The 15,045-nt window shown below is 40.0% G+C and carries 13 protein-coding genes; all 13 read right to left on the reverse strand.

Annotated elements, in window-relative coordinates; all coding sequences use genetic code 11:
• Window positions 1-182: 182 nt before the first annotated feature.
• Window positions 183-548, reverse strand: a complete 366-nt coding sequence (locus JFV29_RS04935; RefSeq protein ID WP_053345243.1) for a small basic family protein — start codon at window positions 546-548, stop codon at window positions 183-185.
• Complete coding sequence (locus tag JFV29_RS04940) at window positions 548-1,258, reverse strand: DUF881 domain-containing protein (RefSeq protein ID WP_053345242.1); 711 nt, start codon at window positions 1,256-1,258, stop codon at window positions 548-550. Before JFV29_RS04940 ends, JFV29_RS04935 begins: the two co-directional genes overlap by 1 nt.
• A gap of 41 nt (window positions 1,259-1,299) precedes the next feature.
• Window positions 1,300-1,992 carry a DUF881 domain-containing protein gene (locus JFV29_RS04945; RefSeq protein ID WP_201181527.1) on the reverse strand — a complete coding sequence of 231 codons (693 nt, stop codon included), beginning with the start codon at window positions 1,990-1,992 and terminating at the stop codon, window positions 1,300-1,302.
• Entirely contained in the window at window positions 1,979-2,761 is a 783-nt protein-coding gene (locus JFV29_RS04950; RefSeq protein WP_201181529.1) for a cell division protein FtsQ/DivIB, read from the reverse strand. Before JFV29_RS04950 ends, JFV29_RS04945 begins: the two co-directional genes overlap by 14 nt.
• Before the next feature lie 138 nt (window positions 2,762-2,899).
• Window positions 2,900-3,808, reverse strand: coding sequence for a UDP-N-acetylmuramate dehydrogenase (gene murB, locus JFV29_RS04955; protein WP_116821762.1), 909 nt, complete (start codon window positions 3,806-3,808; stop codon window positions 2,900-2,902).
• A gap of 364 nt (window positions 3,809-4,172) precedes the next feature.
• Entirely contained in the window at window positions 4,173-5,273 is a 1,101-nt protein-coding gene (gene spoVE, locus JFV29_RS04960; RefSeq protein WP_053345238.1) for a stage V sporulation protein E, read from the reverse strand.
• Between the two features lie 161 nt (window positions 5,274-5,434).
• Window positions 5,435-6,787: a UDP-N-acetylmuramoyl-L-alanine--D-glutamate ligase gene (gene murD / locus JFV29_RS04965; RefSeq protein WP_201181531.1), complete on the reverse strand. Its 1,353-nt coding sequence runs from the start codon at window positions 6,785-6,787 to the stop codon at window positions 5,435-5,437.
• Window positions 6,788-7,765 carry a phospho-N-acetylmuramoyl-pentapeptide-transferase gene (mraY, locus tag JFV29_RS04970; protein ID WP_053345236.1) on the reverse strand — a complete coding sequence of 326 codons (978 nt, stop codon included), beginning with the start codon at window positions 7,763-7,765 and terminating at the stop codon, window positions 6,788-6,790.
• Between the two features lie 88 nt (window positions 7,766-7,853).
• Window positions 7,854-9,326: a UDP-N-acetylmuramoyl-L-alanyl-D-glutamate--2,6-diaminopimelate ligase gene (locus JFV29_RS04975; protein WP_201181532.1), complete on the reverse strand. Its 1,473-nt coding sequence runs from the start codon at window positions 9,324-9,326 to the stop codon at window positions 7,854-7,856.
• A 158-nt stretch (window positions 9,327-9,484) separates the two neighbouring features.
• On the reverse strand, window positions 9,485-11,407 hold the full coding sequence (locus JFV29_RS04980) for a stage V sporulation protein D (protein ID WP_201181533.1): 1,923 nt from the start codon (window positions 11,405-11,407) through the stop codon (window positions 9,485-9,487).
• A gap of 132 nt (window positions 11,408-11,539) precedes the next feature.
• Window positions 11,540-13,702: a penicillin-binding protein gene (locus JFV29_RS04985; RefSeq protein ID WP_201181535.1), complete on the reverse strand. Its 2,163-nt coding sequence runs from the start codon at window positions 13,700-13,702 to the stop codon at window positions 11,540-11,542.
• A 2-nt stretch (window positions 13,703-13,704) separates the two neighbouring features.
• Window positions 13,705-14,061, reverse strand: a complete 357-nt coding sequence (gene ftsL, locus JFV29_RS04990) for a cell division protein FtsL (protein WP_201181540.1) — start codon at window positions 14,059-14,061, stop codon at window positions 13,705-13,707.
• A gap of 30 nt (window positions 14,062-14,091) precedes the next feature.
• Window positions 14,092-15,024, reverse strand: coding sequence for a 16S rRNA (cytosine(1402)-N(4))-methyltransferase RsmH (rsmH, locus tag JFV29_RS04995; RefSeq protein WP_201181542.1), 933 nt, complete (start codon window positions 15,022-15,024; stop codon window positions 14,092-14,094).
• Window positions 15,025-15,045: the final 21 nt, after the last annotated feature.

Consider the following 15,045-nt stretch of genomic DNA (forward strand, 5'->3'; position numbering starts at 1 on the left):
ACAAACCTAATTGCAACTCGCTAATATGATAATAAACTAGATTATCTAATATGTTTTGGATAAAACTCGTAGGTTTAGCTCTTTATGATGGTTATTGTTCGCTTCTCAAAAAAACGGATATCATTTCCAAACTAGATACTGCCTTAAACTATTCGTCATTTATCACGTAATTCCCTTTAAAATTATAGATTTTTTTTCTGTTTTTTCCGTGAAATCGACCATTTATCAATTAATATTCTTCTAATCTGTGCGATATTTTGAAAGAGTCTAACGCCAAACACAAAGATTGCGGCTAAATACAAGTCTACACCAAGATGTACACCTAGAAAAGCCAAACCTGCGGCTAAAACAATATTAAAGAAGAATCCCGTTACAAATACAACTTCATCATAAAGATTTTGCAAATGTGCCCGTATTCCTCCAAATAAGGTATCAAAAGCAGCAAGGACGGCAATGGAAAGATAATTTGAATATTCATGAGGAATATCAAAATCCACCAAAAAGCCTAGGGTAATCCCAATTAACAGTCCAAAAACTGGAAGCCACATTACGATTCCCCTCCATCTATAATGGGCTCCATGTGTTCCACATTAATCGTATTTTGATATGCTGGCAATGTCAGTTCACTAGATGGAGTTGTAATTTGAACTTCAAAATTATCTATAAAGAAATCATCCATTAGTTCAGAACCTTGAATACGCTGTTTTAGTTTTTTGGGATTAACGGTTAGGGCTTGTATTTCAAGCGGGTAATCAGTGAGCGAATATCCGTCTACTTTTGGCTTCCCATTAATATCACGAATCACTGATGTAGAAATGTACCGTTGTCCCGAAATGGAAATTTCATCTGCGCCAAACATATACATTTCATTAATGAGCCTTCTTAATAATACAGGGGAAATATACTCTATCTTCTCACCAAGTAGGAGACCTTCTTTTATAGGTTGGACAGACACACTGACTCCTTTTCCCGTTATCTCAGTCAAACCTGCGTCAGTCTTAAATTCAGAAAGCGTTTCACGCAATAATTCTTCTTTACTTTCATTTTTCTTTGTTTCATAGGATGCAATTTTCTCCTCAAGCTTACTAATACTCTCTAATAATTCAACCTGGGACTGCTGTTCTTTTAATAAATCATTTTTCAGTTGCCACATATCTCTGGTATCAGAAACTACTGGCTGATTTACCAAATTGAATTGAATAGCAAGCATGAAGCCAGCAATCAAAGTAATCAAACTAAAAGATAGCTTTTTTCTCATTTCCAGTGTTTCACCAATCTTTCATCGAATCCGGCGATTATTCACCCTCCAATAATTGGATCAAAAATGATTTTCTTTTGCTTTTCCATAGTAAAAATAACATTTTCATTAACCAACTGTTCCTTTATACCACCTGGTATATCTAAGGAAGCCTCTAAGATATCGGGGTCCCCAATCGCCGAAATGATAAATGGAGCAGGGTGCTGATGACCATCGATTGTAATCACAGGTCCATTACAGACTATATACGAATCATGATCTAGCCTCTGACCGTTAATCGCGACAGCCTCTGCCCCTGATATGTATAATTCATTGACAACCTTGAAGACGTGCTGTTCATGAACCAGGTAATTATTCACATTGGCTTCTGAATCAATATCGGAACCATCTTCAAGTGTTACCTGAAGGCCTGTACCTTTCACTTTCACTTTTCCAAGGTACATCCGATATTTCTCGGTATCCTTTGCTAGATTGAAAAACAGCTGCTTTTCCTGTGCTAAATCTTTTTCTATGTTGGATACTTTTGCTTGCTTTTGAAGGAGTTCCTTCTGTAGTTCCCGGTTCTGCTTCTCTTGCTCTATTAATTGCTGCCTGAGTTCATATTCTTGATCCCACGCTTTATCTTTCACTACTCCTTGACCATCTTTCGTTAAATTGTAAGAAAAGGCAATCATAAATCCTAGAACAACACTAACAAGGGATAAAATCACCTGTTTGCTATTAATTTTCCTCATTAGTGTCTTCCTTTTGTTCAGCAGGTTTATAGGCTTTGAAATAAGAACCGACTTCTAGATCAATGACACCCTTTACCTTCGGATCCAACTGACTGACAATCGATGGATAGTGAATCATTTTTTCGGATAAAGTTCGACTTGTAGCACTTACTTCATATCCATCATTCATAAACATTACGATATGGTAACCATCAGTTTTAGTTGGAGCATGATGGATTTCCGATATAGCGTTCTGAATCTCGACAGGAAGCTTGTCCAACTCCTCTAAAAGCAACTTTAATGCTTTACCCTCTTTGAAGCCAATTAAAACCGGGGCAAATACTGGAATTTCACCAGTTGCTAACTCTTCCAAAACAGAACCATTTTCCAAAATAGGTGAAAACTTCCCATCATTGGATAGATACGCCATTCTATTATGTTCAGAAACTGTAATTTTTATAGAATTGGGAAATATAGGTGTAACCTTAACGCTCGCTATTTCCGGATTTTTTTTAATATTTGCTACTGTTGATCCTGTATCAACCTTCCAAATACTTCGATCCTTCTTTATTTCACTTAATTTAACAATTTGCTTAGAAGTAATATAACGATTCCCTTCTACCTGCACGGATTGAACATAGCTCAAAGGGGATAAGAAATATAACACACAAGCAATCAGAATGAAGAAAAGGGAAAGCAAAAGAACAAGTCGTCTGTTTGCTTTACTTTTTCTTAATTGTTTTAGTTTCGGGATGCGGTCCTCAATAGAAACGATTTTCCCCTTTTCCATCCCTTTCACCTCTTCCTGAAAAAATGGATGGTTTTTGACACTATATTAAATCATGACAAATTTAAGAAAAACTTATTACTATACTTTTCAGGTAACACATTATACCACAATATTTGGATATGAAAAATAAATCTTCTTTTATTTCCGTCCGATTATTTCCACTTCGGTTTCCAATTCAATTTCAAACTTGTCATACACAGTGTCCTTCACGTGCTGTATCAATGCTTGAACATCTGCTGCACTTCCATTTCCTGTGTTAACGATAAAGTTCCCATGCATAGGGGAAATCTGTGCTCCACCAATGGAGTGTCCCTTTAGGCCAGCATTCTCCACTAATTTCCCTGCATGATGTGGCAGCGGATTTCTAAATATGCTCCCGGCACATGGTAGATTATACGGCTGGGTATCCTTACGATAGTTTTTGTTATTCTGCATTCTTTCTACTATTTCAGTTTTATTTCCCTCAGTTAATTGAAAAATGGCTTCAAGTACGATTCCTGGTTTTTTCTTTTGAAGTATTGAAGTTCGATAAGAAAACTCCATTTCCTCCTTAGAAAGCCAGGCCAACGTTCCATCTTCAAACAGAACATGCGCCTCCTTTAGAATTTCACTCATATCGGAACCGTGTGCACCAGCGTTCATATAGACCGCTCCACCAATTGAGCCAGGAATTCCACTGGCAAATTCCAGACCTGCATATCCTTTTTTGCTAATTTGTACAGACAAGCTAACAAGAGACACACCAGCCCCTGCTTTAATCTCCGGGCCATTTATCTCAAGATGGTCAAGTCCTTTGCCCAATTTCAGCACTACACCTTCAATTCCGCCATCGCTGACTAAGAGGTTCGAGCCCCTACCAATCGCTCTCCAAGGTGTGGCATGTTCCTTGATGACCTGCATCGTTTTTTCTATATTTTCAATGGATGATGGCACGATGAATAAATCAGCCGGTCCCCCAATTTTCATAGTTGTATGATTCGCAAGTGGTTCCTGTTCAAGAACTTTGCCGATTTGCAGTTCTGTTAATTGTTTTATCATTTTATTCATGATAAACCTCCTTGTTGTTCCAAAAATTCCAAATTATAATTTTCATATCCTCACCCTACGAGGTCTCTTATTATACAAAAATAATAACACCTTTTATTTAAAAGCAGAAATATGAGCAGAAGTAAGCGCCAATGCGGCCTAACCCTCTTATACTATAGTCTAAACAAAGCCGTATTGCCAATATTTATTATAGAATCCCTAACATTCATACATGGTAATTTTTATGTAGCATTTCAGATATTTCTAAATTGCATCAATGTACCCGCTACTATCTTCCCCACAACGGTTTTCAGCTAAAGAATAAAAAAGGAAGCCTACTGTTTGAACAGGGCTTCCTTTTGATATAACACATGTTTTATTATGGTTAGAACCTTGAATAGCGGCTAATATTCAGTAGTACACCGATGGCCATCAGCATGAGCGTTAGGGATGAACCCCCATAACTTAAAAGCGGCAAGGTAATTCCAGTAACAGGCATCAAACCAGTGACAACACCTATATTGATCATCACTTGAATGGCGACCATCGCAATGATCCCCACCGCTACAAGGCTCCCATACAAATCTGGTGCACCAAGAGCGATTCGAATGCCCCGCCAGAGCATAAGCGAAAATAACAAGATAATCATCGAGCCTCCGATGAAGCCAAGTTCCTCAGAAAGTATTGCGAAAATAAAATCGGTCTGTGGTTCTGGTAAATAGAAAAACTTCTGCCGGCTTTGGCCCAAACCGAGACCAAACAATCCCCCGGGTCCGATTGCATAAAACGATTGAATCATTTGAAAGCCGCTCCCCAAAGGGTCTTCCCATGGATCCAGAAACGAAGTGATCCTTTTTATCCGGTACGGAGCCGACAAAATCAGACCAACAAAACCTAGTACCCCGATTAACCCTAAGCCAACAAAATGGCTGATTTTTGCTCCTGAAATAAAAATCATCACGATACATGTTCCAACCATGACCGTTCCCGTCCCAAGATCGGGCTGTAACATAATTAGTCCAAATGCTAAAAATACAAGGCCCAAAGATGGGAGCATCCCTTTTTTAAAGGAGGTGATCAACTTTTGCCGTTCAGATAAAAACTTAGCTAAAAAAGCAATCATCGCTAGCTTCATGAACTCTGATGGTTGAACCGAAAAGGCCCCTACACCAATCCAGCTCCTAGAACCATTTCTCGCCATTCCGATACCAGGAACCAGGACAGCCAGTAGCATAATGAAACAAATGATGATTAGGATTTTGGCCCAAGTTCGCCACGTCCAGTAATCCACATTCATGATGAAAAACATTGCTATAACCCCAACACAGGCAAACAGCAGCTGTCTTTTTGCAAAATAAAAGGAATCATCAAATTTATAAGTCGCCCAAATGGCACTCGCGCTGTAAACCATGATTAAACCTACGGTCAAGAGACTTAAGGTGACGATAATGAGAATGAGATCAGGATTGGATTTTTTTAATGGCACGGACATCCACCTCTAGGAAGTTTTTCGAGCCTGTACGAATATAAAACATGTATGCTGATTGCTTGTCAGCACTTTAGTCAAAAAAAAGCGATAACGGCTCATTATCGCTTTTTTCCAAGATGTCAACGTAGAAGCAGGTTCACTTCCTTCTGCGAAAGCTCTTATTTCAGTTTATGCACGGCCTCCATAAACATGTCTCCTCTTTGCTCAAAAGTTTTATATTGATCCCAGCTTGCACAAGCCGGGGAGAGGAGAATACAGTCGCCTTCATTTGATAAATCAAAAGCAGCCGGTACGGCCTTTTCTACATTATCGACACGTTTTATATTCGTTATTCCTATTTCTTTGGCTATCCGTTCAATTTTTTCTGCCGTTTCACCAAACGTAATCACGGCTTTGACATTTTTCATAGCAGGTTTTAACTCGTCAAATTCATTTCCACGATCCAACCCGCCTGCCAATAAGATTACAGGTTCTGTAAATGATGTTAGAGCTTTGGAGGCAGCAAGAATGTTTGTGGCTTTCGAATCATTATAAAATTTACGATTTTCAACCGTCGCCACAAACTGCAGACGATGCTCTACACCATAAAACGTTTTTAATACTTTTTGAATAGCTTCGTTAGCAACACCCTTAAGTTTGGCCGCTGAAATTGCCGCGAGCACATTTTCCAAATTGTGTTTTCCAGGAAGGGCGATATCTGAAACATCAATCACTTTTTCCCCTCGGAAAAAGACAGCAAAATCTTCGACATATGCTCCATTCTCATGTTTTACTTCAGTTGAAAATGGTACAAGCTCGGCCTTGGACTTATTTGCCATAGCCAAAACAGCATCTTGATCTGCATTAAAGATCATGAAATCTGAAGCTATTTGATTTTTCGTAATCGCAGCCTTTGCTTCAGCATATTCCTGCTTGGAGCTATGATAATCCAGATGCGCATCATATAAATTCGTCAAGATTGAGATTTCAGGACGGAATTCCTCAATCCCCATCAGCTGGAAAGATGATAATTCAATGACAATCGCGTCATCAGATTTTGCTTTCTCAGCAACACCAGAGGCAACCGTCCCAATATTCCCAGCAATAAGTGGTGATTTTTCACCGGTCTTCAACATTTCAAAAATCAACGTTGTCGTTGTCGTTTTCCCATTTGTACCCGTGATGCCTATGAAAGGAGCCTCACTGATCTGATAGGCAAGTTCAACTTCCGTGATAACCGGAATCCCTTTTTCCAAAGCACCTTTAACAAGTGGATTTCGATAGGGAATTCCTGGATTTTTTACAATCAGTTCAAATCCTTCATCAAGCAGTTCTATCGGATGGCTACCGCAAATGACTTTGATTCCCTGTTCAAGAAGCCCCTGCGCCTCCGGATTTTCTGATAATGGCTTCATGTCATTAACCGTCACGAAAGCACCTAATTTATGTAGAAGCGAAGCTGCCATCACTCCGCTTTTCGCCAATCCTAATACCAATACTTTTTTCTCTGAATACTTTACAGTCTCTTTCAATTATATCCACACCTCTAAATAGATTCCAAGTACCGCACACAGTAGCCCTACTGTCCAGAAAGTCACGACGACGCGCCATTCCGACCAGCCAGAAAGCTCATAATGATGGTGAAGCGGACTCATTTTAAAAATACGCTTTCCAGTGGTTTTAAACGATCCTACTTGTAAAATGACCGATAGCGTTTCAATGACGAAGACGCCACCGATGATTACCAGCAGTATTTCAAGTTTAGTTAACAGGGCAATGGTAGCAATCGCTCCCCCAAGAGCTAAGGACCCTGTATCCCCCATAAATACCTTTGCAGGATGTGCATTGAAGACAAGGAAACCTAAAACAGCACCGACAACTGCTACAGAAAATATAGCAACATCATATTGTGACTGACTCCAAGCTAGTACTGCAAAAGCACCAAAAGCAATAGCAGACGTACCTGAGACAAGTCCATCAAGCCCATCCGTCAAATTGACGGCATTAGAAAAACCGACTAGCCAGAAAATCACGATAAAGAGATAAAACCAGCCAAAATCAATCGCAAAATCAGTACCAGGAATCGTCAATTCCGGATTAAAACGGTCTGTCTGCTTAAAGACGAAGTAAAAAATGACTGATATCACGATTTGGCCCAATAGTTTTTGCTTCGAAGTCAAGCCTAGATTCCGCTTCATGACCACTTTAATAAAATCGTCCAAGAAACCTAATAAACCAAATCCTAAAGTAACGAATAATAATAAATACGTTTCGGTAGATGGTACCGAAAATTTAAAAGTCATTATTAATGTAGCGATGGTCACCGATAATAATATAACCAGTCCGCCCATGGTAGGTGTTCCTGTTTTCTTTTGATGCGATTGTGGGCCTTCTTCCCGAATACTTTGCCCGAATTTCAATCTTCTTAAAAACGGGATAAAAATCGGCGATAGAAGAACGGTTACTAAAAACGCCACCAAAATTGTATAAAAAATTACTTGTTCCAACATTCCTTACTCCCTCATTCCTAACACAATTCAAATATAAATTCTACTTGTTGTCGTTTCATGTTTGTCCGGTGGGTCAAATATCTATGATTCAGACTGAACCCAACCTTCTTTGAATCGCTTTTTCTGCTTCTTCACGGTCATCAAAGTGAAGTACTTCGTCACCGACTTGTTGATACGTTTCATGTCCTTTTCCCGCTATTAAGATAACGTCGCCTGTTTTGGCTTTGGAAACAGCATAATCGATTGCCTGTCTGCGATCTTCGATAACCGTATATTCTTTACCAGCTACACCAGCTTCCATATCCCTCAGGATTTGGGCGGCATTTTCACTACGGGGATTATCTGAAGTGAATATAGGGTCAGACGCCAATCTGTAAGCTATTTCAGCCATGATTGGACGCTTTGTTTTATCACGATCTCCACCGCAGCCCACTATTACAAAAATTTTCTTTTCAGCAAATTCCCCGACTGTCTTTAAAACATTTTCTAAACTGTCCGGAGTATGAGCATAGTCAACAATGACCGGGAAATCCTGATTCGCCGAAATAAGCTCAAAACGGCCGGCAACACCTTCTATTTCCTCAATAGATTTTATGGTCTCATCCAAATCGTTCCCGGCGCATAGAGCAGCAGAAATGGCTGCCAGAACATTATAGACGCTGAATTTACCAATTAGCTGCAGCTGAACTTCACGCTCTTCTTTACCTGCAGTCAAGGTGAATGCTGTGCCTTTTGCATCAATCTTTATATCCTTGGCATTAATATCAGCTTCTTTGTCAATTCCATATGTAACAACTGTAGCAGCGGTCACCTTGATGAAATCATCTGTTGCAGCATCATCAGCATTAAGCACAGCATATTTGGGACGATTTTCTATGTAGGCATTGCCAAGCTGGGAGAAAAATAATGATTTTGCCTGCCTATATCTGTCCATGGTTTTATGGAAATCCAAATGATCCTGCGTTAAATTTGTAAAAACGGCAATATCATAATCACATCCGTGGACACGCCCAAGCTCAAGCGCATGTGAAGAAACTTCCATGATAGCCGTTGAGACATCTGCTTCGGTCATTTCATGAAAAGCTTTCTGTAACGTAACACTATCTGGCGTCGTATTCTTAGTTTCATACACCTTGTCAGCAACTTTCGTATACATGGTGCCAATCAATCCTGTTTTTTCCTTTTGATCCTCGAAAATCTTTTCAAGTAAATGACTGGTCGTCGTTTTGCCGTTCGTACCTGTAATTCCAATCAAGCGCAACTTTTGGGTCGGATGGCCGAAAAATGCATCTGCAAGGACTGCCATGGCTCTGCTTGAATCACGGACTACAATTACTGGAACATTCAAGTCAAGCGGCCGTTCGGCGATCACTGCCGAAGCTCCATGTTCGACAGCTGATTGGGCAAAATCATGACCATCGACTGTATAACCTTTTATACAAACAAATAAACTTCCGTCTTTGACTTTACGGTTATCATTTTCAATGGAGGTGATCTCAGGATTTTCTCCTTCATACTTAAATAAGGAGTGTAAATAAGATAGTAATTTGTGAAGCTTCATTTTTCCATCCCTCTCAACTTAATTTGAGGATTCATTATATGTGATTAACTTTGGCTTGTCGAGAAACCAATTTTTATTATACGGGGTTTACACGACTCCGTAAACAAAGCGGCTGATGATTCTTCAGCCGCCTTAACTAATCATATATTATTTTATACTTATTCTGTATTTTCGCCAAGATAAATTCTTATTGTAGAGCCTTCTTTTACTTTAACCCCTGCATCCGGAGCTTGATTTATGACTTTATCCCCATTACCGGCTATATCAAGTTTAAGATCAATGAGCTGGGTTTGCAGCTCTTTCCTGCTCATACCTACAACATTTGGTACCTCGATCATAACAGGATCCGTCCAGAGCGTTTCTTTTTCAATCTGGTTTTTCCTTGGCTTTACACCCATGGCTCTTAATGAATCTTCCATGATATTTCCGACGATTGGTGCGGCAACAACGCCACCGAATTGAACCGTTCCTTTAGGATTATCAACCGCTATATAGACGACGATTTGCGGATCATCCGCCGGAGCGACACCAATAAATGAGAGTATAAAATTATTTTCTAAATATCGGCCATTTTCCGCTTTTTGGGCAGTACCCGTTTTCCCACCGACCCGATACGACTCCACGAATGCTCCTTTACCGCTTCCTTTTGCAACAACGGATTCAAGTGCTTCACGGACTTTCTTGGAAGTTTCTTCTGAAATCACCCTTTTTTTCGCCTGGGGGGTCTTTCTCATTAGTACATCGCCATTTTTTGGATCAACCAGTTCCTTTGCAATGTAAGGTGTATATAATGTTCCTCCATTAACTGCTGCCGAAACCGCTGTGACCTGCTGAATAGGTGTTACAGCAACACCTTGTCCAAACGCAGTTGTTGCCTGCTCAACTGGGCCTACCCGATCCATATTAAACATGATTCCTTTTCCTTCTCCTGTTAAATCAATTCCAGTTTTTTGTCCAAAACCGAAATCATTAATATATTTAAACAGCTTATCTTTACCAAGACGGTTACCAAGCTCTACAAAACCAGGGTTACATGAGTTCTCAACAACTTCTAGAAAAGTTTGGTCTCCATGTCCTCCCCTTTTCCAACAATGCAACGTGGACCCTGAGACTTCCACATGCCCGGAATCGTAAAAGTGTTCATTTTGTAAGTCGACCTTCCCTTCCTCAAGCGCTGCAGCAAGGGTGATGATCTTAAAAGTCGAACCCGGTTCATAAATACTCCAAACTGGTAAATTGCGATTATACACTTCAGAGGGTACATTTTGAAAATTAGCTGGGTCAAAAGTCGGCCTGCTCGACATCGCCAATATTTCCCCGGTATTAGGATCCATCGCAATGGCAATAAGACCATCAGGATTATAAGTCGCCTCTGCATTATCGAGCTCCCGTTCGACTATTGTCTGAATTCTGCTATCAATCGTCAGTTTCAAGTTATCTCCATCAACAGGCGGCTTATAGTCATCTGCCATATTCTCAAGCCTTTTCCCTTTGGCATCTGAATAAAATTTCACAAATCCTTTTTCCCCACTTAGCTCCTTATCATAGGATAATTCAATTCCCATCAATCCCTGGTTATCCGAACCCGTAAAGCCAAGCACATGCGAGAGGTATTCCCCAAATGGGTAATGACGCTTTGAATCTTCGGCGATATACACGCCTTTTATCCCTAATGCTTTAATTTCTTTCGCCTTTTCATGAGATATCTTTCTACCTTCCGGAATTCTGACACTCATCGCCTGTTTCGTTAACCATTGATAAGCTTTTTCCTTCGTCATATCTAATATTGAAGCCAGCTGTTCCGCCGTCTCACCTGGGTTCTCAATCTGTCTCGGGATGACATATACTGTTGGTGCTGATATATTCGTTGCCAGTTCGACACCATTCCGATCTAAAATCTCACCACGTTTGGCCTCGAAAGGAATATTCCTGCTCCAGGAATCCTTAGCCAAACCGGTCAACTTGTCCCCAAGATAAAATTGAACAATCCCTAAGCGGATATCAATGATAAAAAACACAATGAGACCTACTGCCAATGCGATTGCCAGCCTTTTTCGGACCGTAACATTTGAAACACGCAAAAACAGGCACCTCCATTTCATACATGCTTCAATATATATGCTTGTCTACTCAATGCTAGACTAAGAAAACAATCAAAAAAATAAAGAGGGTGATCTATTTGGATCACCCTCTTTTTTTTAATATCTATATTTTTAATCAGACCCTTTATTCTCATTACTTGATAAATTATCGGCAGCGCCTTCGGGTTGGGACAATTCAACATTGAAAGAGTCCCCTTCCTTAACCTTTTTACCTACCTTGATATTCTGTTTACTCACATAACCTGTTCCTGAAGTTTGGAGATCCAGCTTCGCAACCTTAGCTAATTTCATTACATCACGTAAGGACCATCCTTTCATATCAGGAACTTTCATATCACCTTCTGTTCGAAGGATTATTTTTTCACCCTGTAAGAGGGTGCTCCCTGCTTTAGGTGATTGATCGAGAACTTTCCGACCGCTTCCGATCGTACTAACTTCATATCCTAACTGTTCCAGCTCCTTAACAGAAGAACTCTCAGATTGATTAGTATAGTCTTCAATTTTATTGGCTGTTTGTTTTTTCACATCAGAAGGCTTTATATTTAAATATTGCAGGCTATTTTGCATGACAGGATTAAATATCTCAGACAATGGATCCGCTCCTACATAAGTGGCACCTAAGTTTGGCTTTTTGACCGCCACATAGATGACCAGTTGTGGGTCATCTTTTGGAGCCATACCTAAAAAGGAGAATACATAGTTATTCTTCCCTTCTAAATATCGGCCTGTTGGACCGGCAATCTGAGCTGTACCTGTTTTCCCTGCTACTTCGTATCCTTCAATTGCATATTTTTTCCCTGTTCCTTTTTTCGCAGAGATTACCGTTTCCAAATAGTCACGTACTTGTTTAGCAGTCTCTGCTGAAATCGGTTCACCTGATACTTTTGGTTTTGTCGTTTTCAATACTTTTCCGGTATCCTGATCGGAAATACTTTTAATCACATACGGTTGCATCATTTTTCCATCATTGGCAATTGCCGAGGCTGCTTGGATCTGTTGAATAGGTGTAACGGTTGAGCCTTGCCCAAAAGATGTTGTAACCTTTTCAAGCTTATACTTATATTGAATTTTACCAGTTATCTCATTCGGCAGATCAATCCCCGTCTTATTATCGAAACCAAACTTCGTCAAATATTCTCGGAAGGTATCTGCACCGATTTTATCCATTGCCAATGTCGCAAAAGCGACATTGGAAGAACGTTGTACACCTTCAAGAAAGGTCATACTTTTTCCTCTTTCGATTCCGCTGTGATCACCGATGGAGCCCGCTCCCGTCTTGTAAGTGCCGGCAGTAAAACTTTCATTGGGATTAAAGACCCCTTCTTCCACAGCAGCTGCAAGGGTGAACGTTTTCATGGTTGAGCCTGGTTCGAATGATTCTTCGATAGCAAGGTTACGCCACGTATCCGTAAGCCCCTCTTTCGTTGTCGGATGGAAGGTAGGTCTTTGCCCCATCGCTACAATTTCCCCCGTTTTGGGATTGGATACAATCGCTATGATTTGCTCGGGATCATACTTTTCTTGCACTTTACTCAACGAATCTTCCAAGAAAGTTTGTATTTTCTTGTCGATGGTCAGCATTACATCATTACCATTATCCGGAGCTACCACCTTTTCCTTCGTATCCGGTAAAAGAATTCCCCATTTGTCACTGTCATATGTCAGTTTTCCATCCGTTTCCTGCAATTCTTTATTGAGGTACTTTTCTATTCCGAACTTACCAGCCATTTCTCCGGTTTTCTCATCTTTTTCTACATAGCCAATTAGATGCGAAGCGAAGATTCCATTCGGATAAAAGCGTTTATTCGTTCTTCCAAATGTAATTCCCGGCAGTTCCAATTTTTCTATTTTCTGTTTGACAACCTGAGTCAAATCCTTGCCGGCCTTCCCAAACTCCACCTGGTATGCCCCTTTTTTCGTAAGGCGCTCATAGATGTCCTGCTCATCCATATCTATATATTTAGCAAGTTTAGCAGCCGTCATTTCTGGGTCTTTGACATGTTCAGTTTCCTTTTCACTAAGTACAGCCCTTAAAATATAGGAAGAAGTATCCTCGGCAATGACTTCACCCTTTGTATCGAGGATACTTCCCCTTTTAGCTTCTATGACCTGTTCTCTTTCATATTTCTTGTCGATTTTCGAAGCTAATACCTCACCACCGGCTGTGCCTGTCACCTGAATATACAAAAAGCGGCAGATTAATACAAAAAAGAGCAGGCCGAATAAGAAGAATAATCCGGCTGCTCCATGCTTCATATTTTTTTGTTTCTGCATTATCACTGCACACCCTTCACATTATTCTTATTTAACTTGAACCCTAGCTCTTCAGCTTTTTTCCAAATTCTTTCGTATGTACTGAGTTCATCAACCTGCACTTTCAAATCTTCGTTCACTTTACTCTGTTTATCAATTGATACTTCGACTTGCTGGATCTCTTTATTCGTTTCATAAATGGCCGCTTGGTTAGAAACTATTTTCACTCCCAAAAAGGTAACCATAATAGCAAGGGCACATAGTAAGATTACTTCACCAATGGATATCTTCGCTTTACGGATGACCACTGTTTGATGTGTCTGTTGTTGCTGTTGGTCTTCATATTGCTGTTCTTGTATTTTTTTGGCTATGGAACTCATTCATGCTCCCCCTTACTGATTTTTCTATATTTATTGTTTCTCGGCAATTCTTAACTTAGCTGAACGGGAACGATTATTCCCTTCCAATTCTTCTTCTGAAGGTAAGATTGGTTTTCTCGTGATTAATTTCATAGGCGGTTTAAATTCATCAGGAATAACTGGAAGTCCATGCGGAAGGTCAGGCAAGGCACTGGCTTTTTTAAATACTGTTTTACAAATTCTATCTTCTAGTGAATGGAATGTAATGACAGATATTCTTCCTTCTATATCCAATAGGGAAATAGCTTGCTCTAAAGAATCTTCAAAGACACCAAGTTCATCATTTACAGCAATTCGTATTGCTTGAAATACTCGTTTCGCGGGGTGTCCGCCTTTTCTTCTTGCCGGTGCAGGAATTCCATCTTTAATTAGCTCTACAAGCTCAAACGTTGTTTCAATCGGTTTTATTTCACGAGCTGCTTCAATTTTCCTGGCAATTTGCTTAGAAAATTTTTCTTCTCCATATTGAAAGAAGATTCTCATCAATTCATGGAATGACCAAGTATTCACAACATCATATGCAGAAATAGCAGCACTCTGATCCATCCTCATATCCAGTGGCGCATCATGGTTATAACTGAATCCTCGCTCTGGTGTATCCAACTGTGGAGATGACACACCTAAATCATAAAGAATCCCATCCACTTTCTCGATTCCCCGGGCATTCAACTCTTCTTTTAAGTATTTAAAATTATTAGGAACGAGTACAATACGGTCTCCATAGCTTTCTAATTTAGCCTTGGCATTCTGAATCGCCGTCTCATCCTGATCAAAAGCATAAAGTCTGCCCTTGTCAGATAGCTGTGAGAGCAAGTATTGACTGTGACCTGCCCCTCCTAAAGTACAATCTACATAAATTCCATCAGGTTTGATGTTTAATCCATCAACCGTCTCTTTTAATAACACTGTTGTATGTTGAAACATGCTAGACATCCTTCCAATCGG

The sequence above is a fragment of the Peribacillus sp. TH16 genome, assembly GCF_016651095.1.
In the GTDB taxonomy this organism is placed as follows: Bacteria; Bacillota; Bacilli; order Bacillales; family DSM-1321; genus Peribacillus; species Peribacillus butanolivorans.

Bases quoted from the DNA above. Each gene is read 5' to 3' on its own strand.
- JFV29_RS04935 (WP_053345243.1), bottom strand. From the start codon at position 548: ATGTGGCTTCCAGTTTTTGGACTGTTAATTGGGATTACCCTAGGCTTT.
- JFV29_RS04940 (WP_053345242.1), bottom strand. From the start codon at position 1,258: ATGAGAAAAAAGCTATCTTTTAGTTTGATTACTTTGATTGCTGGCTTC.
- JFV29_RS04945 (WP_201181527.1), bottom strand. From the start codon at position 1,992: ATGAGGAAAATTAATAGCAAACAGGTGATTTTATCCCTTGTTAGTGTT.
- JFV29_RS04950 (WP_201181529.1), bottom strand. From the start codon at position 2,761: ATGGAAAAGGGGAAAATCGTTTCTATTGAGGACCGCATCCCGAAACTA.
- murB (WP_116821762.1), bottom strand. From the start codon at position 3,808: ATGAATAAAATGATAAAACAATTAACAGAACTGCAAATCGGCAAAGTT.
- mraY (WP_053345236.1), bottom strand. From the start codon at position 7,765: ATGTTGGAACAAGTAATTTTTTATACAATTTTGGTGGCGTTTTTAGTA.
- JFV29_RS04975 (WP_201181532.1), bottom strand. From the start codon at position 9,326: ATGAAGCTTCACAAATTACTATCTTATTTACACTCCTTATTTAAGTAT.
- JFV29_RS04985 (WP_201181535.1), bottom strand. From the start codon at position 13,702: ATGCAGAAACAAAAAAATATGAAGCATGGAGCAGCCGGATTATTCTTC.
- ftsL (WP_201181540.1), bottom strand. From the start codon at position 14,061: ATGAGTTCCATAGCCAAAAAAATACAAGAACAGCAATATGAAGACCAA.
- rsmH (WP_201181542.1), bottom strand. From the start codon at position 15,024: ATGTTTCAACATACAACAGTGTTATTAAAAGAGACGGTTGATGGATTA.